Raw genomic sequence first — 21,122 nt, forward strand, 5'->3', positions numbered from 1 at the left:
TTCGGGTGCGTTAGTGGGTGCGGGTCACTTTGCTCAGGTGACGCGGCTGGTCCGGGTCCATGCCGCGTGCCTCGGCGAGGCCGGCAGCCATGACGTAGAAACTCTGGATCGCCAGGATCGGGTCCAGCGCCGGGTGTTCGGCGCGGCTCAGCGTCAGGTCGCGTTCGGCTACGTCATCGGGGGCGGCCAGCAACACACGGGCGCCGCGTTGACGCATTTCGGTCGCCAGGCTCAGCAGGCCTGCCTGTTCGGCGCCGCGAGGGGCGAATACCAGCAGCGGGTAGTTGTTATTAATCAGGGCCATGGGCCCGTGTTTCACTTCGGCGCTGCTGAACGCTTCGGCCTGGATCGCCGAGGTTTCCTTGAGTTTCAGCGCTGCTTCCTGGGCGATGGCGAACCCTGCGCCACGGCCGATCACCATCAACCGCTGGCAATCACGCAAGACGTCGATGGCCAGGCTCCAGTCCTGTTTCGCAGCTTCACGCAGGCCTTCCGGCAAGGCGAGGCCGGCTTCCAGCAACTCGGGGTCTTGCTTCCAGTGGGCAATCAAGCGTGCGCTGGCGCTGAGGGTGGCGATGAAGCTTTTGGTCGCGGCGACGCTGCTTTCGGTCCCGGCACACAATGGCAGGCTGAACTCGCACGCGGCCTCCAGTGGCGAGTTTTCGGCGTTGACCATGGCAATGCTCAGGGCACCGCGTTTGCGCAGCAGGCGCAGGCTGTTGACCAGGTCAGGGCTTTGCCCGGACTGCGAGAAGGCAAATGCCACCTGGCCGCTGACCTTCAGCGGCGCTTGCTGCATGGTCACCACTGACATCGGCAGCGATGCCACCGGAACGCCCACGTGTTGCATGGTCAGGTAGGCAAAGTAGCTCGCGGCGTGATCAGAGCTGCCACGGGCGACGGTCATTACCACTTGGGGGGGCTGACGGTTGAGGCGCCCGGCGATCTCGATCATCTGTGGGTCGAGTTGCTGCAATTGGGTCTCGACGGCTTTGTACGAGGACAGCGCCTCTTCAAGCATTTTTGAAGTCAATGTCTTCTCCTTCGACCATCACGGCGGTCAGTGTGAGTGAGCGATCCAGGCGCACGCAGTCGGCCCAGGCGCCGGGTTGCAGACGGCCGCGCTCGTTGAGGCCGAGGTAGTCGGCAGGGAATTGCGAAAGACGTTGGGAGGCGTCGCACAGTGGCAGGCCGATTTTCACCAGGTTGCGCAGCGCTTGATCCATGGTCAGGGTGCTGCCGGCCAGCGTGCCGTCGGGCAGGCGCACGCCGCCCAGGCATTTGGTCACGGTGTGGCTGCCGAGCTTGTATTCACCGTCCGGCATACCGGCGGCGGCGCTGGAATCAGTGACGCAATACAGGCACGGGATCGAACGCAGGGCTACGCGGATGGCGCCGGGGTGTACGTGCAGCAAGTCCGGAATCAGTTCGGCGTATTTGGCGTGGGCCAGTGCCGCGCCGACGATCCCGGGTTCGCGGTGATGCAGCGGGCTCATGGCGTTGTAGAGGTGGGTGAAGCTGGTGGCCCCGGCCTCAAGCGCCGCGACACCTTCCTCGTAACTGCCCAGGGTGTGGCCGATCTGCATGCGCACGCCACGCTCGCTCAGGGCGCGGATCAGTTTGTCGTGACCGGCGATTTCCGGGGCAATGGTGATCACCCGGATCGGCGCCAATGCCATGTAGGCTTCGACTTCCGTCATCAACGCGGTGTGGGCGAAGTTCGGTTGGGCGCCGAGTTTGCCGGGGTTGATGTACGGCCCTTCGAGGTGCACCCCAAGTACCCTGGCGCAGCCTTGAGGGCGCCGCTCGCAGAACTCGCCGACCTGTTCCAGTACGCGGGATATCTCTTCGCTCGGCGCGGTCATGGTGGTGGCCAGCAGCGAGGTGGTGCCGAAGCGCACATGGGTTCTGGTGATGGTTTCGAAGGCTGGCGTGCCTTCCATCAGGTCCCGGCCGCCACCGCCGTGGACGTGCAAGTCGATGAAACCCGGTAGCAGGTAAGGCAGGTCATTGTCTGCCGGGTCGCACGCCTGGCCTTCAATGCGCACGATCTTGCCGTGTTCATGGACCAGTCGGCCGCGAACCCAGCCTTGGGCGGTGAGGATGTTGTTTTCGGACATGAAGGGTTCTCCGGCTTCAGCGTCGAAGCTCTGCGACAAAGTCGTAGTAGTCGTTGCGGCAATAGGTGTCGGTGACTTCGATCGGGGTGTTGTCTTCGAGATAACCGACCCGGGTCATGCGCAGCATGGCGGTGCCGGGAGCGATGCCCACCAGCGCGGCGAATTCGTCCGAGGCGTTGATTGCCTGGATGTGTTGCAGGGCGCGCACCACCGGTTTGCCGATGCCGTCTAGGTATTCGTACAGCGAGGCGCCGATGGCTTGCGGCTGGGTGATGATCGAGGCGGGCAGGGTGCTCATCTCGATGGCCATGACGGTGTCATCGGCTTTACGCAGGCGCTTGAGGCGCGCGACTTTGTCGTAGGGCGAGAGCGCGAGACGGATCAATTCTTCGTGGGTCGGCTGGGTGATTTCCCGTTCCAGCCATTGCGAACTCGGCACAAAGCCCTTGAGGCGAAGCATTTCGCTGAACCCGGAGAGCCGTGACAGTGGTTGTTCCAGGCGTGGGGTGATGAACGTCCCGGAGCCTTGGCTGCGACGGATCAGGCCTTGATCGAACAGCACTTCCAGGGCTTTGCGGGCGGTCACGCGGGAGATGTTCAGCGTTTCACTGAGGTTGCGTTCCGATGGCAGCGCCTGCTCGGCTTTCCAGAGGCCGGCATGAATCGCCGCTTCCAGGTTGCGTGCCAGTTGCAGGTACAAAGGCGTGGGTTGGGTGTCGTCAGGGCGCAGGGCCAGGATGTGGTTCATCTGATGAGGTTCCGATGCGGATATTGGAATGTTGTCGCCCGGTAATGGCGCAAAACTAATACCACTTAAATACCATGTCAACGGCGGTGGTCTGCCCGGGACGAGCGAAAGCGAGCCTTGCTGGAAAGCGCAGCGGTGCTGGGTTTGAAGTGGTATTAGGGGAGGTGGGGGCTGAAGTTGAAATCGCAGTCTGCGACAGTGCTCGTGGTGTGAAGTGGTATTCAAGCTGGGGGGCTGCTGACGGCGACAATTTTTTTAAAATATTTTCGATCTTTCAGGCAAAGCAGCCCTTGTGGCGAGGGAGCTTGCTCCCGTTGGGGCGCGAAGCGGCCCTGATGTCGGTTGTCGAGGTTTATCAGGTAAACCAATTTGCAGAGGGTTTTGGGCCGCTTCGCAGCCCAGCGGGAGCAAGCTCCCTCGCCACAAAAGTTCCCTCACTACAGATAGTGAGTGGTGTGTTTACGGGCTATGGGCGGATTTCGATCATCGTGCCGTCGGGCACCAGGCCCCAGACTTCGCGCATGTCCACGTTACGCATGGCAATGCAGCCGTCGGTCCAGTCCAGGGTGTGGAAGTATTGCTCGGGGTAGTCTTCGGAATCCGGCGTGCCGTGAATCATGATCATGCCGCCGGGCTCCACGCCTTCGCGGCGCGAACGGGCAGAGTCGCTGATGTTCGGGTAGGAGATGTGCATCGCCAGGTTGAAGCGGTCGCTGGTCTTGCGCCAGTCCAGCCAGTACAGCCCTTCGGGGGTGCGCTTGTCGCCTTCCATCAGTTTTGGGCCGACAGGCTTTTTGCCCAGTGAAATGCGATAGGTCTTGAGGGGCTTGCCGTCATTGATCAGTTGCAACTGATGAGCGGATTTGAGCACCAGCACTTTTTCGATGATTTTGCCGTCCAGGGTTTCTACCGTGGAGGCCTGTGATACAGCAACAAACGACAGGCAGAGGAACGCGAGCAACCAACGCATTGAAACGATATCCCTGAGAGTACGGCGTACTTTTATTGTTTAAGTGATCGCAGGCTGAGCGAGTGGGGGAATGGATTCGCAACGCACCGGGTAGTCCTCTGTCCGGCGGTCGGCGAAGAAGCATTCTAGGGTACGCCCGACCGTGCGGAAAGCCAGCTCTGACCAAGGGATGTCGGCTTCCTCGAAAAGCTGCACTTCCAGGCTCTCTTCGCCCGCTGCAAAGTCCAGGTCCGCAAGCTCCGCACGAAAGAACACATGCACCTGGCTGATGTGCGGCACGTCGATCAGCGTGTAGAGGTTCAGGTTGCGCACTCGGGCGCAGGCTTCTTCGGCGGTTTCGCGGATGGCGGCCTGTTCGACGGTTTCGCCGTTTTCCATGAAGCCGGCCGGCAAGGTCCAGAAGCCGCGGCGCGGCTCGATGGCGCGTCGGCACAGCAGCACCCGAGTGCCCCAGGTCGGGACGCACCCGGCGACGATATTGGGGTTTTGGTAATGGACGGTGTGGCAGGTGTCGCAGACGAACCGCAGGCGCGAATCGCCTTCGGGAATACGCTGGGAGACCGGGTTACCGCAGTGGCTGCAGAATTTCATGCTGGGATTCCTGAAGGCTGCGCCTATCTTGGCGTGCAGCGGTGTCTGTCGGCAAGTTGTCGTTTAGCGACACGCAGCAGTTCGGGGGTTGGGCGGTCGATGGGTTTGGTGCATGATGCAAGACAGTGAACACATCGAGATCACTCATGCTGGATGAGCTACTGCATCGGGTAAGCAATCACATACCGCGTACGTTGGAGACCGACCAACGCTTTCCGGAGGCCGCGGTGCTGGTGCCGATCACTCGCAGTGAGGAGCCGGAGCTTGTCCTGACCCTGCGCGCCAGCGGGCTCTCGACCCACGGCGGCGAAGTGGCTTTCCCGGGCGGGCGCCGTGATCCCGAGGACCCGGACCTGATCTTCACCGCGCTGCGCGAAGCCGAAGAGGAAATCGGCCTGCCGCCGGGGCTGGTGGAAATCATCGGCCCGCTCAGCCCGTTGATCTCCCTGCATGGCATCAAGGTCACGCCTTACGTCGGGGTGATCCCGGACTTCGTCGAATACCAGGCCAATGACGCCGAGATTGCCGCGGTGTTCAATGTACCGCTGGAGTTCTTCCGCAAAGACCCGCGTGAACATACCCACCGCATCGATTACCAGGGCCGCAGTTGGTACGTGCCGAGCTACCGTTATGGCGAGTACAAGATCTGGGGCCTGACGGCGATCATGATCGTCGAGTTGATCAACCTGCTCTATGACGCGAAGATCAGCCTGCACCACCCGCCCAAAAGCTTTATCAATATTTGAAGCCATCGCTCGTATGGCGTGAACCTGTTGTTGCAGTTGAAAGCCTGCCTGAGCCGTGAGGACAATAACGATGAAATATCGCCTGGGCGACGCCCGCGTCGAAACCCACCCGCAGAGCTGGGTTGCACCCAACGCCGTGCTGGTGGGCAAGGTCAAACTGGAGGAGGGCGCCAACGTCTGGTTCAACGCGGTATTGCGCGGTGACAACGAGCTGATTCTGATCGGCAAGAACAGCAACGTACAGGACGGCACCGTGATGCACACCGACATGGGCTACCCGTTGACCATCGGCACCGGCGTGACCATCGGCCACAACGCCATGCTGCACGGGTGCACGGTGGGCGATTACAGCCTGATCGGTATCAATGCAGTGATCCTCAACGGCGCAAAGATCGGCAAGAACTGCATCATCGGCGCCAATTCGCTGATCGGCGAAGGCAAGGAAATTCCGGACGGCTCGCTGGTCATGGGGTCGCCGGGCAAAGTCGTGCGCGAGTTGACCGAGGCGCAAAAGAAAATGCTCGAGGCCAGCGCCGCCCATTACGTGCATAACTCCCAGCGCTATGCCCGCGATCTGGTCGAGCAGGCAGAATGAACGTCATCGAAAGACCGGTGCCCTCGCCCTGTGTGAGCATTTGCGCGCTGGATGAGGATGATATCTGTACGGGGTGCCAGCGCACGGTGGAGGAAATTACCCGTTGGAGCCGCATGGACAACGACGAACGCCGCCAGGTGTTGGGGTTGTGCCATGAACGGGCCAAATCGAGTGGGTTGCTTTGGATGTTGCCGTCTAAATCCAATAATTGAATAGTGCGGGGCTTTTGTGGTGAGGGAGCAAGCTCCCTCGCCACAGGTTATTTGTAAACCCGAGATGAAGTAATCTGTGCGCCAATCTGACAGGTATCCCCACGCCCCATGTTCTTCCTGATTTCCTACATCGGCAGCGTCGTGCTGATCAACTACGCCTTTTCCACCGCTCCGCACCTGGACATCATCTGGTCAGCCTGGGGTGGATTGGTGTTTGTGCTGCGCGACATGGTGCAAATCCGCTTCGGTCACGGCTCGATTGTCGCCATGCTGGCAGCGCTGGCGCTGTCCTACATTACGTCTGATCCGTCCATCGCCCTGGCCAGCGCCACGGCGTTCGCGGTGTCGGAGTGCATCGACTGGCTGGTGTTCAGCATTACCAAGCGCCCGCTGCATGACCGTTTATGGATCAGTTCGGCGCTGAGTATTCCGCTGGATACCTTTATCTTTTTCGGCATGATCGATGCTCTGACACCGGGCGTGATCCTGACGGCCCTGGGTTCGAAGTTCGCCGGTGTGACCGCCGTGTGGCTGATCATGGCCTGGCGTTTGCGTAAACAGGCCATCGTCAGCTGAAGCCAAACCCTCGGGTTCATGTAAAATGCCGCGCTTTCTCCCCATGGGTCGCCCGCTTGGCTGCCCTTGATGATCCGCTCCTTCTGAGGACCTGAGATGACCCGTATCGGAACTCCATTGTCGCCAACCGCGACCCGCGTTTTGCTCTGTGGCTGTGGTGAGTTGGGCAAGGAAGTGGTGATCGAACTGCAACGCCTGGGCGTTGAAGTGATTGCCGTGGATCGTTACGCCAACGCGCCGGCCATGCAGGTGGCGCATCGCAGCCACGTGGTCAACATGCTCGACGGCGCGGCCCTGCGTGCCGTCATCGAAGCCGAGAAGCCGCACTTCATCGTGCCGGAAATCGAAGCCATCGCCACCGCCACGCTGGTCGAGCTGGAAGCCGAAGGCTTCACCGTGATTCCGACGGCCCGCGCTGCGTTGCTGACCATGAACCGTGAAGGCATTCGTCGTCTGGCCGCTGAAGAGCTGGACCTGCCGACCTCGCCGTACCACTTTGCCGATACCTTCGAGGACTACCGCAAGGCGGTCGATGACCTGGGTTTCCCGTGCGTGGTCAAACCGGTCATGAGTTCCTCGGGCAAAGGCCAGAGCCTGCTGCGCAGCGTCGATGATGTGCAGAAGGCCTGGGATTACGCCCAGGAAGGCGGTCGTGCCGGCAAAGGCCGGGTGATCATCGAAGGCTTCATCGACTTCGACTACGAAATCACCTTGCTCACCGTTCGTCATGTCGGCGGCACCACCTTCTGCGCGCCGGTCGGCCATCGTCAGGAGAAGGGCGACTATCAGGAATCCTGGCAGCCGCAAGCCATGAGCCCGATTGCCCTGGCGGAATCCGAGCGCGTGGCTAAAGCCGTGACCGAGGCCCTGGGTGGTCGTGGTCTGTTTGGCGTGGAGTTGTTCATCAAGGGCGATCAGGTGTGGTTCAGCGAAGTCTCCCCGCGCCCGCATGACACTGGCCTGGTGACCCTGATTTCTCAGGACCTGTCGCAGTTCGCCTTGCACGCACGCGCCATTCTCGGTTTGCCGATCCCGCTGATCCGTCAGTTCGGCCCGTCGGCGTCGGCAGTGATTCTGGTGGAAGGGAAGTCGACCCAGACTGCTTTTGCCAACCTGGGGGCAGCGTTGAGCGAGCCGGATACGGCGTTGCGTCTGTTCGGCAAACCGGAAGTCAACGGTCAGCGCCGCATGGGTGTTGCCCTGGCGCGTGACGAATCCATCGAGGCCGCCCGCGCCAAGGCGACCCGTGCCTCGCAAGCTGTCGTTGTAGAGCTCTAACCGCGTCGCGGCTATCGCGAGCAAGCTCGCCCACATTGGATTTCAGTGGTACACAAAATCTGTGTTCACATCGGTCAAATGTGGGAGCGGGCTTGCTCGCGAAGCTTTTGCTTTTACTTCAGGCCACCCGATTCAGATCGTTATGCCGCGTTTCTTTCAGGCACAGCACAGCAATTAAGCTGAGCACCGCTGCCGCTGACACATACCCGCCTACCCAACTCAAGCCGCCCATCGCCACCAGTTTCTGCGCGAAGAACGGTGCCGCCGACGCCCCGACAATACCGCCCAGGTTGTAGGCCGCCGATGCGCCGGTATACCGCACGTGGGTCGGGAACAGTTCCGGCAACAGTGCGCCCATCGGCGCGAATGTCACGCCCATCAAAAACAGCTCGATGCACAGGAACAGCGCCACACCCCAGGTCGAACCATGGGTCAGCAGCGGTTCCATGGTGAAGCCCGAGAGAATCGCCAGCACACCACCGATGATCAGCACCGGTTTGCGCCCGAAACGGTCGCTGGCCCAGGCCGACAACGGGGTGGCCGCTGCCATGAACAACACCGCAAAGCACAGCAGGCCGAGGAAGGTTTCACGGCTGTAACCCAGGGTTGAAACGCCGTAGCTCAGGGAAAATACCGTCGAGATGTAGAACAGTGCGTAGCACACCACCATCGCCGCTGCGCCCAGCAGCATCGGCGCCCAATATTGGCTGAACAGCTCGACCAGCGGGATTTTCACCCGTTCCTGACGGGCCACTGCGTTGGCGAACACCGGGGTTTCGTGCAGTTTCAGGCGCACATACAGGCCAACCATCACCAGCGCCGCGCTGAGCAGGAACGGAATCCGCCAGCCCCACGAGCGGAACTGCTCGTCGTCGAGGGTCATGGCCAGGGTCAGGAACAGCCCGTTGGCGGCGAGAAAACCGATCGAAGGGCCGAGCTGCGGGAACATGCCAAACCAGGCGCGTTTGCCCTTGGGGGCGTTTTCGGTGGCGAGCAATGCTGCGCCGCCCCATTCACCGCCCAGTCCAAGCCCTTGGCCGAAACGCAGCACGCACAGCAGGATCGGGGCCCAGGCGCCAATGCTGTCGTAACCCGGCAGTACGCCGATCAATGTGGTGCAGACGCCCATCAACAGTAAGGACGCGACCAAGGTCGATTTGCGCCCGATGCGGTCGCCGAAGTGGCCGAACAGGGCTGAGCCCAATGGCCGAGCCAGGAAGGCGATACCGAAGGTCAGGAAGGCCGAGAGCATCTGGGCGGTGCCGGAGGTCTGGGGGAAGAACACCGGGCCGATCACCAGTGCAGCGGCGGTGGCGTAGACATAGAAGTCGTAGAACTCGATGGCGGTGCCGATAAAACTCGCCGTGGCGACGCGCGTGGCGGAGTTTGTCGGTTGGGTGGGCGCAGTGTCGCTGTAAGTGCTCGTCGTCATGCAGTTATCCCTGACAGTCATGTGCTCCCGTGGAGCGAATTATTATGGTTGAAACACCCAGGGATGTGGGTTTGGCGCATCGTGCGGGTAGCACGGGGTAGGGCGGGGCTTGGGTAAGCAGCTCGATTATAGGAAGGCGGCTAACGATTCAACAAGGGGCAAGGAATGGCGATGGATTGTGTGGCGAGGGAGCTTGCTCCCGCTCGGGCGCGCAGCGGCGGCAAAGCGGTTGAATGCGTTCTTTGAAGGGCGTCGCGGTGTCTGTGATAGCCCAGCGGGAGCAAGCTCCCTTGCCACAGAAAACGGTGTCAGATTTTGGAGGCGGTCGGCACCGAAGAGGTATGCCAGATCAGCACCCGGCTGACACGATTGTCCTCGGTTTCGAGGATTTCCAGACGATAACGGCCAATTTTCAGGCAAACCGCGCAATCGGGGATGGTTTCCAGTGCTTCGGTCACCAGCCCGTTGAGGGTTTTCGGGCCGTCGCTGGGCAGGTGCCAGCCAAGGCTCTTGTTCAGCTCGCGAATGGACGCCGCGCCGTCGATCACCAGTCGGCCGTCGGCCTGGGGGTGAATGTGCGGGTTGTCGAGGCTGTGCTCGCTTTCGAATTCGCCGACGATCTCTTCCAGAATGTCTTCCAGCGTCACGATGCCCAGTACTTCGCCGTATTCGTCGACCACCATGCCCAGGCGCCGCTGCTGCTTGTGGAAGTTCAGCAATTGCAGTTGCAGCGGCGTGCTTTCAGGCACGAAATACGGTTCGTGGCAGGCTGCGAGCAAGGCTTGCGGGGTCAGGCTGGCGTCGGGTAGCAAGTGACGGATCTGCCGGGTGTTAAGCACGGCTTCGACCTGGTTGATGTCACTGTGAAACACCGGCAGCCGCGTGCGTTTGGTGGCGCGCAGTTGCTCGATGATTTCGGTGATCGGGTCATCAAGGTTGATGCCGTCCACTTCGCTGCGTGGCACTAGAATGTCGTTGACCGTGATGTTGTCCAGCGCATGTATGCCCGAGAGGGCGTGTGGGCGGCAGCTCGCGTGTTCGTGATCGGCCTCGTTGCCTTGAGGGGCTGGCGGCTCGTCGTCGCTTTGCTGGACGACCTTGGCCTTGCGCGCCAGCGGCTTGAGCAGCAACTGGCTGATGCCGTTGAACAGCCATGCGGCCGGGTAGATGATTTTCAGCGGAACGCCGAGCAGGCCGTTGCCCAGCGCCAGAATGGCTTCCGGGTAACGATTGGCGAGGGTTCGGGGCAGGTAATCGGCAAACACCAGCAACGCGCTACCCGCGCTCAGGCAGGCCAGCCACGGGCCGTTTTCGGCCCAACTGAATACCGCCAGCAACGTGCTGATGACCACCACCAGCGTGCGGCACAAGGTATTGCAAAGGATCAGGCTATTGAGCGGGAAGCTCAGCCTGGCGACCGGTTTGTCGCCAGAGCGCGATGCGGTGCGCTGGGCCAGCAGCAGTTGCTGGGCGGTTTCGATGGCGGTAAACAGCCCCGACCATAAAATCAGCAGGGCCAGCACGGCGAGGAGCGGCCCCAGGGGCAAGTTATCCATAACAAACGCCCGTCAGATGTGCAGAATGAATTCGCGGACCAGCTTGCTGCCGAAATAGGCCAGCATCAGCAGGCAGAAACCGGCGAGGGTCCAGCGAATCGCCTTGTGGCCGCGCCAGCCAAGATGATTACGCCCCCACAGCAGCACGCTGAACACGATCCAGGCCAGGCACGCCAGCAGGGTCTTGTGCACCAGATGCTGGGCAAACAGGTTTTCGACGAACAACCAGCCGGAGATCAGCGACAGTGAGAGCAACGTCCAGCCGGCCCATAGGAAGCCGAACAACAGGCTTTCCATGGTTTGCAGCGGCGGAAAGTTCTTGATCAGCCCGGACGGGTGCTTGTGCTTGAGCTGATGATCCTGCACCAGCAGCAGCAAGGCCTGGAACACCGCGATAGTGAACATGCCGTAGGCCAGGATCGACAACAGGATGTGGGCGAGAATGCCCGGTTCCTCGTCGATTACCTGCACCGTGCCCGTCGGCGCGAACTGCGCCAGCAGCACCGTCGCCAATCCCAGCGGGAATAGCAACACCAGCAGGTTCTCCACCGGGATGCGCGAGCAGGCCAGCAACGTCAGGGCAATCACTGCGACGGCGATCAGGCTGGCGGCGTTGAAAAAGTCCAGACCGAGCCCCGCAGGCATCATCAGGTGCGTGAGAAGGCTGGCGCTGTGGGCCAGCAAGGCGAGAACGCCAAGCGTGACCAGCAGGCGTTTGTTCGCCTTGGCGCCTTTGGCCAGACGTGTGCCTTGGTAGACAGTCGCAGCGGCATACAAGCAGGCGGCGGCGAGGGTGGTGAGCAAGCTGGGTGACAAGGGGAGCATAAATCCTGTTAGGCAGACCCGAAAGGGGCTGAGTTTGGCATAGAACCGGCGCAGCACGAAAGACTGTAGAACCAGACGGCGGGTGTGCGCCAGACGCAGTCTTCGCTATAATCCGCGACCTGCCCACGCCGCAGGCTCGCCGAGCACATGTTTTTCACGGTCTGGGCCGCCATTACCTCGGTCTCCATAGGGCCTGAAAGGATCGCGCATGTTTGAAAACTTAACCGACCGTCTCTCGCAGACGCTGCGCCATGTCACCGGCAAGGCCAAGCTGACCGAGGACAATATCAAAGACACCCTGCGTGAAGTGCGCATGGCGTTGCTCGAAGCCGACGTCGCCCTGCCGGTGGTCAAAGACTTCGTCAATTCGGTCAAGGAGCGCGCTGTCGGCACCGAGGTGTCGCGCAGCCTGACACCGGGCCAGGCCTTCGTGAAGATCGTCCAGGCCGAACTCGAAAGCCTGATGGGCGCGGCCAACGAAGATTTGAACCTGAGCGCCGTGCCGCCGGCCGTCGTTTTGATGGCCGGTCTGCAAGGTGCGGGTAAAACCACCACTGCCGGCAAACTGGCGCGCTTCCTTAAAGAGCGCAAGAAGAAGTCGGTCATGGTGGTTTCCGCGGACGTTTACCGTCCAGCGGCGATCAAGCAGCTGGAAATGCTGGCCGGTGAAGTGGGCGTTACCTTCTTCCCGTCCGACCTGAGCCAGAAGCCGGTCGACATCGCACAAGCGGCTATTAAAGAAGCAAAGCTGAAATTCATCGATGTGGTCATCGTCGATACCGCCGGTCGCCTGCACATCGACGAAGAGATGATGGGCGAGATCAAGGCCCTGCATGCGGCGATCAACCCGGTTGAAACGCTGTTCGTGGTCGACGCCATGACCGGCCAGGACGCCGCCAACACGGCCAAGGCCTTCGGTGATGCGTTGCCGCTGACCGGTGTGATCCTGACCAAGGTCGACGGCGACGCCCGTGGCGGTGCCGCGCTGTCGGTACGTGCGATCACCGGCAAGCCGATCAAGTTCATCGGTATGGGCGAGAAGAGCGAAGCGCTCGAACCGTTCCACCCTGAGCGTATCGCTTCGCGCATCCTGGGCATGGGCGACGTGCTCAGCCTGATCGAGCAGGCTGAGGCGACGCTCGACAAGGACAAGGCCGACAAACTGGCCAAGAAGCTGAAAAAGGGCAAGGGCTTCGACCTCGAAGACTTCCGCGATCAGTTGCAACAAATGAAGAACATGGGCGGCCTCGGCGGGCTCATGGACAAACTGCCGAACATCGGTGGCGTGAACCTGGCGCAAATGGGCAATGCCCAGGGCGCGGCAGAGAAACAGTTCAAGCAGATGGAAGCCATCATCAACTCCATGACCCCGGCCGAGCGGCGCGACCCTGAGCTGATCAGCGGTTCGCGCAAACGCCGGATCGCCATGGGTTCCGGCACCCAGGTGCAGGACATCGGTCGCTTGATCAAGCAGCACAAGCAGATGCAGAAGATGATGAAGAAATTCTCCGCCAAGGGCGGAATGGCCAAAATGATGCGCGGCATGGGCGGTATGTTGCCCGGCGGCGGCATGCCGAAAATGTAAAGATTTCGCGTTGGCAGTCATGTCGACGCGGTCCCCACACGGACGTGGGGCACACAGCAGGCCCGCATTGGCGGGGCGCTGACTCGCCGTTGTTCGCAACGGCTCTATAGCAAATCTGGATGGCACGCCGATAGGCGCCGGAAAAAGACATTTGCAAAAGTCCGGATATTCCTTAGAATATGCGGCCTTTCGGGCACCTATGCCCGCTGTGCATTTAGATTTGCAGCACCGACTACAGGAACTATGTTCACATGCTAACAATCCGTCTTGCCCTTGGCGGCTCCAAAAAGCGCCCGTTCTACCACTTGACCGTAACCGACAGCCGCAACCCGCGCGACGGTTCGCACAAAGAACAGGTTGGTTTCTTCAACCCTGTTGCTCGTGGTCAAGAAGTCCGTCTGTCCGTGAACCAAGAGCGCGTAGCCTACTGGCTGAGCGTTGGTGCACAACCTTCTGAGCGCGTTGCTCAGTTGCTGAAGGAATCTGCTAAGGCTGCGGCCTGAGCAATATGAACGCCACGCCCGCCAATGCTGATGATTTGATCGTTATCGGCAAGATTTATTCGATCCACGGCGTTCGCGGCGAAGTGAAGGTCTTTTCCTTTACTGATCCGATTGGAAACCTGTTGGACTACAAAACCTGGACGCTCAAGCGCGAAGGCGACGTACGGCAGGTAGAGCTGGTCAGCGGCCGTGTACATAACGGCAAGTTCCTGGTCACAAAGCTCAAAGGTCTCGATGACCGTGAAGAAGCTCGTCTTCTGGCCGGTTTTGAAATCTGCGTGCCGCGTAACCTGTTTCCTGATCTGACCGACGGCGAGTACTACTGGTACCAGCTGGAAGGTCTGAAGGTTATCGACCACCTCGGGCAATTGCTCGGGAAGATCGATCACCTGCTGGAGACTGGCTCGAACGATGTCATGGTGGTCAAGCCTTGCGCTGGCAGCCTGGATGATCGCGAACGCCTGTTGCCCTATACGGAGCAATGCGTGTTGGCTGTCGACCTCGCAGCAGGCGAGATGAAGGTGGATTGGGACGCGGACTTCTAAGCGTGGCTAACTTGCGCGTAGAAGTGATCAGTTTGTTTCCCGAGATGTTTTCCGCCATCAGCGACTACGGCATCACCAGTCGCGCGGTGAAACAGGGGCTCTTGCAGCTGACCTGTTGGAATCCGCGAGACTACACAACGGATCGACATCACACTGTGGACGATCGCCCATTTGGCGGTGGCCCGGGCATGGTGATGAAGATCAAGCCCCTGGAAGACGCTCTGGTTCAGGCCAAGGCAGCAGCCGGGGAGGCGGCGAAGGTAATTTACCTGTCGCCCCAAGGCCGTCAACTGACTCAGTCGGCGGTACGCGAGTTGGCGAATGAGGGTGCACTAATCCTGATTGCCGGCCGCTATGAAGGCATTGACGAGCGTTTTATTGATGCTCATGTCGATGAAGAGTGGTCGATTGGTGACTATGTACTGTCTGGTGGCGAGCTGCCGGCGATGGTCCTGATTGACGCGGTTACACGACTGCTGCCTGGAGCTTTAGGGCATGCGGACTCCGCCGAGGAAGATTCCTTTACGGATGGTCTGCTGGATTGCCCGCACTACACCCGACCGGAGGTGTATGCGGATCAGCGTGTTCCCGACGTGTTGCTAAGTGGCAATCACGCGCATATCCGGCGTTGGCGTTTACAGCAGTCCCTTGGTAGGACCTTTGAACGACGCGCCGATCTTCTGGAAAGCCGCTCGCTTTCTGGAGAAGAGAAGAAGCTGCTCGAGGAATACATCCGCGAGCGGGACGATAGTTAACAACGTATCGATGGTAGATCCGACGATTTACCTTAGGAGCACAGCATGACTAACAAAATCATCCTTGCACTCGAAGCAGAGCAGATGACCAAAGAGATCCCTACCTTTGCCCCGGGCGACACCATTGTCGTTCAGGTGAAAGTGAAGGAAGGCGACCGTTCGCGTCTGCAAGCGTTCGAAGGCGTTGTAATCGCCAAGCGTAACCGTGGTGTGAACAGTGCTTTCACTGTTCGTAAAATCTCCAACGGTGTTGGCGTAGAGCGTACTTTCCAGACCTACAGCCCGCAAATCGACAGCATGGCTGTCAAGCGTCGCGGTGACGTACGTAAAGCCAAGCTGTACTACCTGCGTGACCTGTCGGGTAAAGCAGCTCGCATCAAGGAAAAACTGGCTTAAGTCCAGCTTCCGATGCAGAAAAAAGCAGCCTACGGGCTGCTTTTTTGTTGCCCGTCATTTATCCACAGCATTTTTGTTTCAGGCCAGACTCATGACACCCCGTGACCAGGAAATCGAACGCCGTACCGAACTTTCGGTGACCCGCGTGACCAAGGCTGTTTTTCCGCCGACCACCAATCACCACAACACGCTGTTTGGCGGCACTGCGCTGGCGTGGATGGACGAAGTGTCCTTCATCACCGCCACTCGGTTCTGCCGTTTGCCGCTGGTGACCGTGTCCACCGACCGTATCGACTTCAATCACGCGATCCCGGCCGGCTCTATCGTTGAGTTGGTCGGGCGAGTGATCAAGGTCGGTAACACCAGCCTCAAGGTCGAGGTTGAGGTCTTCGTCGAGAGCATGAGTTGTGACGGTCGCGAAAAGGCCATTCATGGGCAGTTCAGCTTTGTCGCGATTGACGACGACAAGCGACCGGTGCCGGTACTTCCAGGGTTTTCTGCCTGACACAAGACCGGGTTGCGGCCATCGCGAGCAGGCGCCGCTTCGCCTGCTTGCGATGTGATCCGCCAGCCGTTGGCAATCCAGTGCTGTTGCGCCAATACCGCCAAAGGCCAACAAAATTTGCTGTCCGTTCATTCACGCTCTCTGTTCCTTGATCCCGCAGGCTATGAAAGACTAGTGGCGCTTCCTCCAGCCCATTATTTTTAAACGCAGGCCCTGAGCCTGCGTGTCTTGAGTGCCCATGCCTGCCATCGACCACCCCTTGATTGATCAGTTTCTCGACGCCCTCTGGTTGGAGAAAGGCCTTTCCGATAACACCCGCGACGCCTATCGCAGTGACCTGGCGCTGTTTAACGGCTGGGTGCAGGAAAAAGGTCTGGAGTTGCCCAATGCGGGTCGTGAACTGATTCTCGACCACCTGGCCTGGCGCCTTGAGCAGTCTTACAAACCTCGCTCCACTGCGCGTTTTCTCTCGGGGGTGCGTGGGTTTTATCGCTATTTACTGCGTGAAAAACTGATCGCCGTCGACCCGACCTTACGGGTCGATATGCCGCAACTCGGCAGGCCATTGCCCAAGTCGTTGTCGGAAGCGGACGTCGAAGCCTTGCTCGCTGCGCCGGATCTGAGCGAGGCAATAGGGCAACGGGATCGGGCCATGCTGGAGGTGTTGTATGCGTGCGGTTTGCGGGTGACCGAGCTGATCAGCCTGACCCTCGAACAAGTCAATCTGCGCCAGGGCGTGCTGCGGGTGATGGGCAAGGGCAGCAAGGAGCGACTCGTACCGATGGGGGAGGAAGCCATTGTCTGGGTCGAGCGCTACATGCGTGATGCGCGCGGCGAGTTGCTGGGCGGGCGGCCCAGCGATGTGCTGTTTCCCAGCCTGCGTGGCGAGCAAATGACCCGCCAGACCTTCTGGCATCGCATCAAGCATCAGGCCCTGGTGGCCGGCATCGGTAAATCGCTGTCGCCCCACACGTTGCGTCATGCCTTTGCCACGCACTTGCTTAACCACGGCGCGGACTTGCGGGTGGTGCAAATGCTACTGGGGCACAGCGACCTGTCGACCACGCAGATCTATACCCATGTGGCGCGGGCCCGTTTGCAGGACCTGCACGCCAAGCACCACCCACGCGGCTAGTCGATGTGATATTGGCTTTGTGTGGGAGCGGGCTTGCTCGCGAAAGCGGTGCATCAGGAAACATAATTGTTGAATGTGATGCCCCCTTCGCGAGCAAGCCCGCTCCCACAAAAAAACACTCACAACGCCTTGTATCACCGGGAGTCGGCCACGCGGACCTTATGTGGTAGGCTTTCCCGGTTTGCACGATGGGCGGTTATGACCCGGTGTTTCAGTACGGGCGTTCTAGCCGACCCATTTGTCCGCCTTCAGGAGTTCTCATGCGTCTGACCCAGATTTTCGCCGCCGCCGCCATTGCGTTGCTCAGCACCTTTGCTGTCGCCGATGACGCGGCCGACAAAGCTATCCGTAAAAGCCTGGAGAACCTCCAGCTCGATACGCCGATCGAAACCATCACCGCCAGCCCGCTGACCGGCCTCTATGAAGTCAAGCTCAAGGGCAGCCGCGTCCTGTACGCCAGCGCCGATGGCCAGTACATTGTTCAGGGCTACCTGTTTCAGCTCAAGGACGGCAAACCGGTCAATTTGACCGAGAAGACCGAGCGCCTGGGTATCTCCAAGTTGATCAACGGGATTCCGGTGGCTGAAACCGTGGTTTACCCGGCGATTGGCGAAACCAAGACCCACATCACCGTGTTCACCGATACCACCTGCCCGTACTGCCACAAGCTGCACGCCGAAGTGCCTGCGCTGAACAAAATGGGCATTGAAGTGCGTTATGTTGCGTTCCCGCGCCAGGGCCTCGGCTCGCCGGGTGACGAGCAGTTGCAAGCGGTCTGGTGCTCCAAGGACAAAAAAGCGGCCATGGATAAAATGGTCGACGGCACGCAAATCAAGGCTGCCAAGTGCGATAACCCGGTTTCCAGGCAGTTCGCGCTGGGCCAGTCGATTGGTGTGAACGGTACGCCAGCCATCGTTTTGGCTGACGGTCAGGTCATCCCGGGCTACCAGCCTGCGCCACAAGTCGCCAAACTGGCGCTGGGTGCGAAATAATCCTGTGTCGTCACGGTAAGCCTTTGACGATCATGGTTCGGTGACAGCGTTCACCGGGCCATTAATAGAGAGCCGCTTGCGTGCGGCTGTTTTCCACGGCCGACCTTGAGTCGGCCGTTTTATGGGGAGTTCAGAGTGAATCCGGTCAAAGTAGGCATCTGTGGGTTAGGTACCGTCGGTGGCGGTACCTTTAACGTACTTCAGCGTAACGCCGAGGAAATTGCTCGTCGTGCCGGGCGTGGAATCGAAGTGGCACAAATTGCCATGCGCACGCCAAAGCCTCAGTTCCAGACGACCGGTATTGCGATTACCAACGATGTCTTCGAAGTGGCCACGAACCCTGAGATCGACATCGTCATAGAGCTGATGGGCGGCTACACCGTTGCCCGCGAGCTGGTACTCAAAGCGATCGAGAACGGCAAACACGTGGTCACCGCGAACAAAGCGCTGATCGCCGTTCATGGTAACGAAATCTTCGCCAAGGCCCGTGAGAAGGGCGTGATTGTTGCTTTCGAAGCAGCGGTGGCCGGTGGCATTCCGGTGATCAAGGCGATTCGTGAAGGCCTGTCAGCCAACCGCATCAACTGGGTTGCCGGGATCATCAACGGCACCGGCAACTTTATTCTCACCGAAATGCGTGAGAAGGGTCGCACCTTCGAAGACGTGCTCGCCGAGGCGCAAGCACTGGGTTACGCCGAAGCCGATCCGACCTTCGACGTCGAAGGCATCGATGCCGCGCACAAACTGACCATCCTGGCGTCCATTGCGTTTGGTGTGCCGCTGCAATTCGACAAGGCCTACACCGAAGGTATCACCAAGCTGACCACGGCTGACGTGAACTACGCTGAAGCACTGGGCTATCGCATCAAGCACCTGGGCGTGGCGCGCAGCACGGCCAGCGGTATCGAGTTGCGGGTACACCCGACGCTGATTCCGGCTGATCGCCTGATTGCCAACGTCAACGGCGTGATGAACGCCGTCATGGTCAACGGCGATGCTGCCGGTTCGACCCTGTTCTACGGTGCTGGCGCGGGCATGGAGCCAACGGCGTCCTCGGTGATCGCGGATCTGGTGGATGTGGTTCGCGCCATGACCTCCGACCCGGAGAACCGGGTGCCGCACCTGGCCTTCCAGCCGGACTCGCTGTCGGCTCACCCGATCCTGCCGATCGAAGCCTGCGAAAGTGCCTACTACCTGCGCATCCAGGCCAAGGACCATCCAGGCGTACTGGCCCAGGTGGCGACGATTCTGTCGGAGCGCGGCATCAACATCGAGTCGATCATGCAGAAGGAAGTTGAAGAGCACGACGGCCTGGTGCCGATGATCCTGCTGACTCACCGTGTGCTGGAGCAGCACATGAACGATGCGATTGCGGCCCTCGAAGCGTTGCAAGGCGTGGACGGTCCGGTCGTGCGGATTCGCGTAGAGCACTTGAACTAATTCAGCTGCAAGTTGCAAGCTGCAAGCTGCAAGCTAAAGCCACGGCGCTTTTGACTTGTAGCTTGAGGCTTGAAGCTTGAAGCCCAAACCGAAGGTTTGATCTTATGCGCTATATCAGTACCCGTGGCCAGGCACCGGCCCTGAATTTCGAAGACGTCCTGCTGGCCGGTCTGGCCAGCGACGGCGGCCTGTACGTACCGGAAAACCTGCCACGTTTCACCCAGGAAGAGATCGCTTCCTGGGCCGGTCTGCCGTATCACGAGCTGGCCTTCCGGGTGATGCGCCCGTTCGTCACCGGCAGCATTCCCGATGCCGATTTCAAAAAGATTCTTGAAGAAACGTATGGCGTGTTTTCTCACAACGCCGTAGCACCGTTGCGTCAGCTCAACGGCAACGAGTGGGTGCTGGAGCTGTTCCACGGCCCGACGCTGGCGTTCAAGGATTTTGCCCTGCAACTGCTCGGTCGTCTGCTCGACTACGTGCTGGCAAAACGCGGCGAGCGCGTGGTCATTGTCGGCGCAACGTCCGGTGATACCGGTTCGGCGGCGATTGAAGGTTGCAAGCACTGCGACAACGTCGACATCTTCATCCTGCACCCGCACAACCGTGTGTCCGAGGTTCAGCGCCGGCAGATGACCACCATTTTCGGTGAGAACATCCACAACATCGCCATCGAAGGCAACTTCGATGATTGCCAGGAAATGGTCAAGGCGAGCTTCGCCGACCAGAGCTTCCTCAAGGGCACGCGCCTGGTGGCAGTGAACTCGATCAACTGGGCGCGGATCATGGCCCAGATCGTTTACTACTTCCACGCGTCCCTGCAATTGGGCGGCCCGGCCCGCTCGGTATCGTTCTCGGTGCCAACCGGCAACTTCGGCGACATCTTCGCCGGTTACCTGGCACGTAACATGGGCCTGCCGATCAACCAGTTGATCGTCGCCACCAACCGCAATGACATCCTGCACCGCTTCATGAGCGGCAATCAGTACGTCAAGGAAACCCTGCACGCGACCCTGTCGCCGTCGATGGACATTATGGTTTCGTCGAACTTCGAGCGCCTGCTGTTCGACCTGCATGGTCGCAATGGCGCGGCGATTGCCGGTTTGATGGACACCTTCAAGCAGGGCGGTGGCTTCAGCGTTGAAGAAGAACGCTGGACTGAGGCGCGCAAACTCTTCGATTCGCTGGCCGTAGACGACGCGCAGACGTGCGAGACCATTGCTGAAGTCTTCGCACAAACCGGCGAACTGCTCGATCCGCACACCGCCATCGGCGTCAAGGCTGCGCGTGAGTGCCGTCGCAGCCTGGACATTCCAATGGTGATTCTGGGGACGGCCCACCCGGTCAAGTTCCCTGAAGCCGTGGAAAAAGCAGGTGTAGGAAAAGCACTGGAACTGCCTGCTCATCTTTCTGATTTGTTTGAGCGAGATGAGCGCTGCACCGTTTTGCCGAATGACCTGAAAGCCGTGCAGGCCTTTGTCAGTCAGCATGGCAACCGCGGCAAGCCACTCTGACCGGCTAAACCTGTCACATTTTGAAGCCCGTCTCCTGACGGGCTTTCTCATTTTTGCATGCGACACTTGCGACAGTTTCGCCCCCAAAGGACGGGCGAGTGTT

The 21,122-nt window shown here is 60.0% G+C and carries 23 protein-coding genes; 15 read left to right on the top strand and 8 right to left on the bottom strand.

Annotation, left to right across the window (positions count from 1 at the left end; translation table 11 throughout):
* Nucleotides 1-10 precede the first annotated feature (10 nt).
* The 5 genes from AC1Z1G_RS05345 to AC1Z1G_RS05365 form a co-directional block, all read right to left on the bottom strand.
* Entirely contained in the window at nucleotides 11-1,021 is a 1,011-nt protein-coding gene (locus AC1Z1G_RS05345) for an SIS domain-containing protein (RefSeq protein WP_483627755.1), read from the bottom strand.
* Nucleotides 1,014-2,120: an N-acetylglucosamine-6-phosphate deacetylase gene (gene nagA / locus AC1Z1G_RS05350; protein WP_483625476.1), complete on the bottom strand. Its 1,107-nt coding sequence runs from the start codon at nucleotides 2,118-2,120 to the stop codon at nucleotides 1,014-1,016. The genes AC1Z1G_RS05345 and nagA overlap by 8 nt, the downstream gene beginning before the upstream one ends.
* Nucleotides 2,121-2,136: 16 nt before the next feature.
* Nucleotides 2,137-2,868, bottom strand: a complete 732-nt coding sequence (locus AC1Z1G_RS05355) for a GntR family transcriptional regulator (RefSeq protein ID WP_483625478.1) — start codon at nucleotides 2,866-2,868, stop codon at nucleotides 2,137-2,139.
* Nucleotides 2,869-3,334: 466 nt separating this feature from the next.
* Nucleotides 3,335-3,838: a L,D-transpeptidase family protein gene (locus AC1Z1G_RS05360; RefSeq protein ID WP_483625479.1), complete on the bottom strand. Its 504-nt coding sequence runs from the start codon at nucleotides 3,836-3,838 to the stop codon at nucleotides 3,335-3,337.
* Between the two features lie 39 nt (nucleotides 3,839-3,877).
* Nucleotides 3,878-4,429, bottom strand: coding sequence for an NUDIX hydrolase (locus AC1Z1G_RS05365; protein WP_483625481.1), 552 nt, complete (start codon nucleotides 4,427-4,429; stop codon nucleotides 3,878-3,880).
* 146 nt (nucleotides 4,430-4,575) lie between these two features.
* On the opposite strand from AC1Z1G_RS05365, the gene AC1Z1G_RS05370 reads away from it, so the two are divergent.
* The 5 genes from AC1Z1G_RS05370 (at nucleotide 4,576) to purT (ending at nucleotide 7,836) form a co-directional block, all read left to right on the top strand.
* Nucleotides 4,576-5,175 (top strand): CoA pyrophosphatase, encoded by a 600-nt coding sequence (locus tag AC1Z1G_RS05370; RefSeq protein WP_483625482.1) that lies wholly within the window; start codon nucleotides 4,576-4,578, stop codon nucleotides 5,173-5,175.
* A gap of 70 nt (nucleotides 5,176-5,245) precedes the next feature.
* Nucleotides 5,246-5,770: a gamma carbonic anhydrase family protein gene (locus AC1Z1G_RS05375; RefSeq protein ID WP_483625484.1), complete on the top strand. Its 525-nt coding sequence runs from the start codon at nucleotides 5,246-5,248 to the stop codon at nucleotides 5,768-5,770.
* Nucleotides 5,767-5,982 (top strand): DUF1289 domain-containing protein, encoded by a 216-nt coding sequence (locus AC1Z1G_RS05380; protein ID WP_483625486.1) that lies wholly within the window; start codon nucleotides 5,767-5,769, stop codon nucleotides 5,980-5,982. The genes AC1Z1G_RS05375 and AC1Z1G_RS05380 overlap by 4 nt, the downstream gene beginning before the upstream one ends.
* Before the next feature lie 108 nt (nucleotides 5,983-6,090).
* The gene (locus AC1Z1G_RS05385) at nucleotides 6,091-6,558 is read left to right on the top strand and encodes a preQ0 transporter (protein WP_483625488.1); all 468 of its coding nucleotides are present in this window, start codon (nucleotides 6,091-6,093) and stop codon (nucleotides 6,556-6,558) included.
* A gap of 96 nt (nucleotides 6,559-6,654) precedes the next feature.
* Nucleotides 6,655-7,836 carry a formate-dependent phosphoribosylglycinamide formyltransferase gene (gene purT, locus AC1Z1G_RS05390; protein WP_483625490.1) on the top strand — a complete coding sequence of 394 codons (1,182 nt, stop codon included), beginning with the start codon at nucleotides 6,655-6,657 and terminating at the stop codon, nucleotides 7,834-7,836.
* 118 nt (nucleotides 7,837-7,954) lie between these two features.
* Here purT and AC1Z1G_RS05395 read toward each other — a convergent pair whose 3' ends face one another.
* From AC1Z1G_RS05395 to AC1Z1G_RS05405, 3 genes are all read right to left on the bottom strand, one after another.
* A complete protein-coding gene (locus tag AC1Z1G_RS05395; protein ID WP_483625491.1) occupies nucleotides 7,955-9,268 on the bottom strand; it encodes an MFS transporter in 1,314 nt (437 codons plus the stop codon).
* 308 nt (nucleotides 9,269-9,576) lie between these two features.
* Nucleotides 9,577-10,824 (bottom strand): transporter associated domain-containing protein, encoded by a 1,248-nt coding sequence (locus tag AC1Z1G_RS05400; protein ID WP_483625493.1) that lies wholly within the window; start codon nucleotides 10,822-10,824, stop codon nucleotides 9,577-9,579.
* Between the two features lie 12 nt (nucleotides 10,825-10,836).
* Nucleotides 10,837-11,649: a cytochrome C assembly family protein gene (locus tag AC1Z1G_RS05405; RefSeq protein WP_483625495.1), complete on the bottom strand. Its 813-nt coding sequence runs from the start codon at nucleotides 11,647-11,649 to the stop codon at nucleotides 10,837-10,839.
* Between the two features lie 208 nt (nucleotides 11,650-11,857).
* Here AC1Z1G_RS05405 and ffh point away from each other — a divergent pair, with 208 nt between their 5' ends.
* The 10 genes from ffh to thrC all read left to right on the top strand — a co-directional run bounded on the left by ffh (nucleotide 11,858) and on the right by thrC (nucleotide 21,019).
* Nucleotides 11,858-13,234: a signal recognition particle protein gene (ffh, locus tag AC1Z1G_RS05410; protein ID WP_003209589.1), complete on the top strand. Its 1,377-nt coding sequence runs from the start codon at nucleotides 11,858-11,860 to the stop codon at nucleotides 13,232-13,234.
* A gap of 251 nt (nucleotides 13,235-13,485) precedes the next feature.
* Nucleotides 13,486-13,737, top strand: a complete 252-nt coding sequence (gene rpsP, locus AC1Z1G_RS05415) for a 30S ribosomal protein S16 (protein WP_003198088.1) — start codon at nucleotides 13,486-13,488, stop codon at nucleotides 13,735-13,737.
* 5 nt (nucleotides 13,738-13,742) lie between these two features.
* Nucleotides 13,743-14,282 carry a ribosome maturation factor RimM gene (rimM, locus tag AC1Z1G_RS05420; RefSeq protein ID WP_019692016.1) on the top strand — a complete coding sequence of 180 codons (540 nt, stop codon included), beginning with the start codon at nucleotides 13,743-13,745 and terminating at the stop codon, nucleotides 14,280-14,282.
* Between the two features lie 2 nt (nucleotides 14,283-14,284).
* Nucleotides 14,285-15,037, top strand: coding sequence for a tRNA (guanosine(37)-N1)-methyltransferase TrmD (trmD, locus tag AC1Z1G_RS05425; RefSeq protein ID WP_347904333.1), 753 nt, complete (start codon nucleotides 14,285-14,287; stop codon nucleotides 15,035-15,037).
* A 45-nt stretch (nucleotides 15,038-15,082) separates the two neighbouring features.
* The gene (gene rplS, locus AC1Z1G_RS05430; RefSeq protein ID WP_003175895.1) at nucleotides 15,083-15,433 is read left to right on the top strand and encodes a 50S ribosomal protein L19; all 351 of its coding nucleotides are present in this window, start codon (nucleotides 15,083-15,085) and stop codon (nucleotides 15,431-15,433) included.
* A gap of 91 nt (nucleotides 15,434-15,524) precedes the next feature.
* On the top strand, nucleotides 15,525-15,938 hold the full coding sequence (locus tag AC1Z1G_RS05435) for an acyl-CoA thioesterase (RefSeq protein WP_483625497.1): 414 nt from the start codon (nucleotides 15,525-15,527) through the stop codon (nucleotides 15,936-15,938).
* A 238-nt stretch (nucleotides 15,939-16,176) separates the two neighbouring features.
* A complete protein-coding gene (gene xerD / locus AC1Z1G_RS05440; RefSeq protein WP_483625499.1) occupies nucleotides 16,177-17,073 on the top strand; it encodes a site-specific tyrosine recombinase XerD in 897 nt (298 codons plus the stop codon).
* A 260-nt stretch (nucleotides 17,074-17,333) separates the two neighbouring features.
* The gene (locus AC1Z1G_RS05445; protein ID WP_483625501.1) at nucleotides 17,334-18,065 is read left to right on the top strand and encodes a DsbC family protein; all 732 of its coding nucleotides are present in this window, start codon (nucleotides 17,334-17,336) and stop codon (nucleotides 18,063-18,065) included.
* Between the two features lie 135 nt (nucleotides 18,066-18,200).
* Nucleotides 18,201-19,505 (top strand): homoserine dehydrogenase, encoded by a 1,305-nt coding sequence (locus AC1Z1G_RS05450; protein WP_483625503.1) that lies wholly within the window; start codon nucleotides 18,201-18,203, stop codon nucleotides 19,503-19,505.
* Between the two features lie 104 nt (nucleotides 19,506-19,609).
* Nucleotides 19,610-21,019 (top strand): threonine synthase, encoded by a 1,410-nt coding sequence (gene thrC / locus AC1Z1G_RS05455; RefSeq protein WP_347904337.1) that lies wholly within the window; start codon nucleotides 19,610-19,612, stop codon nucleotides 21,017-21,019.
* Nucleotides 21,020-21,122 lie beyond the last annotated feature (103 nt).

The organism is Pseudomonas sp. JL27(2026) (genome assembly GCF_056933555.1).

What these genes read in the sequence shown, in the direction of transcription:
- AC1Z1G_RS05345 (WP_483627755.1), bottom strand. Translation starts at nt 1,021, where the DNA reads ATGCTTGAAGAGGCGCTGTCCTCGTACAAAGCCGTCGAGACCCAATTG.
- nagA (WP_483625476.1), bottom strand. Translation starts at nt 2,120, where the DNA reads ATGTCCGAAAACAACATCCTCACCGCCCAAGGCTGGGTTCGCGGCCGA.
- AC1Z1G_RS05355 (WP_483625478.1), bottom strand. Translation starts at nt 2,868, where the DNA reads ATGAACCACATCCTGGCCCTGCGCCCTGACGACACCCAACCCACGCCT.
- AC1Z1G_RS05360 (WP_483625479.1), bottom strand. Translation starts at nt 3,838, where the DNA reads ATGCGTTGGTTGCTCGCGTTCCTCTGCCTGTCGTTTGTTGCTGTATCA.
- AC1Z1G_RS05365 (WP_483625481.1), bottom strand. Translation starts at nt 4,429, where the DNA reads ATGAAATTCTGCAGCCACTGCGGTAACCCGGTCTCCCAGCGTATTCCC.
- AC1Z1G_RS05370 (WP_483625482.1), top strand. Translation starts at nt 4,576, where the DNA reads ATGCTGGATGAGCTACTGCATCGGGTAAGCAATCACATACCGCGTACG.
- AC1Z1G_RS05375 (WP_483625484.1), top strand. Translation starts at nt 5,246, where the DNA reads ATGAAATATCGCCTGGGCGACGCCCGCGTCGAAACCCACCCGCAGAGC.
- AC1Z1G_RS05380 (WP_483625486.1), top strand. Translation starts at nt 5,767, where the DNA reads ATGAACGTCATCGAAAGACCGGTGCCCTCGCCCTGTGTGAGCATTTGC.
- AC1Z1G_RS05385 (WP_483625488.1), top strand. Translation starts at nt 6,091, where the DNA reads ATGTTCTTCCTGATTTCCTACATCGGCAGCGTCGTGCTGATCAACTAC.
- purT (WP_483625490.1), top strand. Translation starts at nt 6,655, where the DNA reads ATGACCCGTATCGGAACTCCATTGTCGCCAACCGCGACCCGCGTTTTG.
- AC1Z1G_RS05395 (WP_483625491.1), bottom strand. Translation starts at nt 9,268, where the DNA reads ATGACGACGAGCACTTACAGCGACACTGCGCCCACCCAACCGACAAAC.
- AC1Z1G_RS05400 (WP_483625493.1), bottom strand. Translation starts at nt 10,824, where the DNA reads ATGGATAACTTGCCCCTGGGGCCGCTCCTCGCCGTGCTGGCCCTGCTG.
- AC1Z1G_RS05405 (WP_483625495.1), bottom strand. Translation starts at nt 11,649, where the DNA reads ATGCTCCCCTTGTCACCCAGCTTGCTCACCACCCTCGCCGCCGCCTGC.
- ffh (WP_003209589.1), top strand. Translation starts at nt 11,858, where the DNA reads ATGTTTGAAAACTTAACCGACCGTCTCTCGCAGACGCTGCGCCATGTC.
- rpsP (WP_003198088.1), top strand. Translation starts at nt 13,486, where the DNA reads ATGCTAACAATCCGTCTTGCCCTTGGCGGCTCCAAAAAGCGCCCGTTC.
- rimM (WP_019692016.1), top strand. Translation starts at nt 13,743, where the DNA reads ATGAACGCCACGCCCGCCAATGCTGATGATTTGATCGTTATCGGCAAG.
- rplS (WP_003175895.1), top strand. Translation starts at nt 15,083, where the DNA reads ATGACTAACAAAATCATCCTTGCACTCGAAGCAGAGCAGATGACCAAA.
- AC1Z1G_RS05435 (WP_483625497.1), top strand. Translation starts at nt 15,525, where the DNA reads ATGACACCCCGTGACCAGGAAATCGAACGCCGTACCGAACTTTCGGTG.
- xerD (WP_483625499.1), top strand. Translation starts at nt 16,177, where the DNA reads ATGCCTGCCATCGACCACCCCTTGATTGATCAGTTTCTCGACGCCCTC.
- AC1Z1G_RS05445 (WP_483625501.1), top strand. Translation starts at nt 17,334, where the DNA reads ATGCGTCTGACCCAGATTTTCGCCGCCGCCGCCATTGCGTTGCTCAGC.
- thrC (WP_347904337.1), top strand. Translation starts at nt 19,610, where the DNA reads ATGCGCTATATCAGTACCCGTGGCCAGGCACCGGCCCTGAATTTCGAA.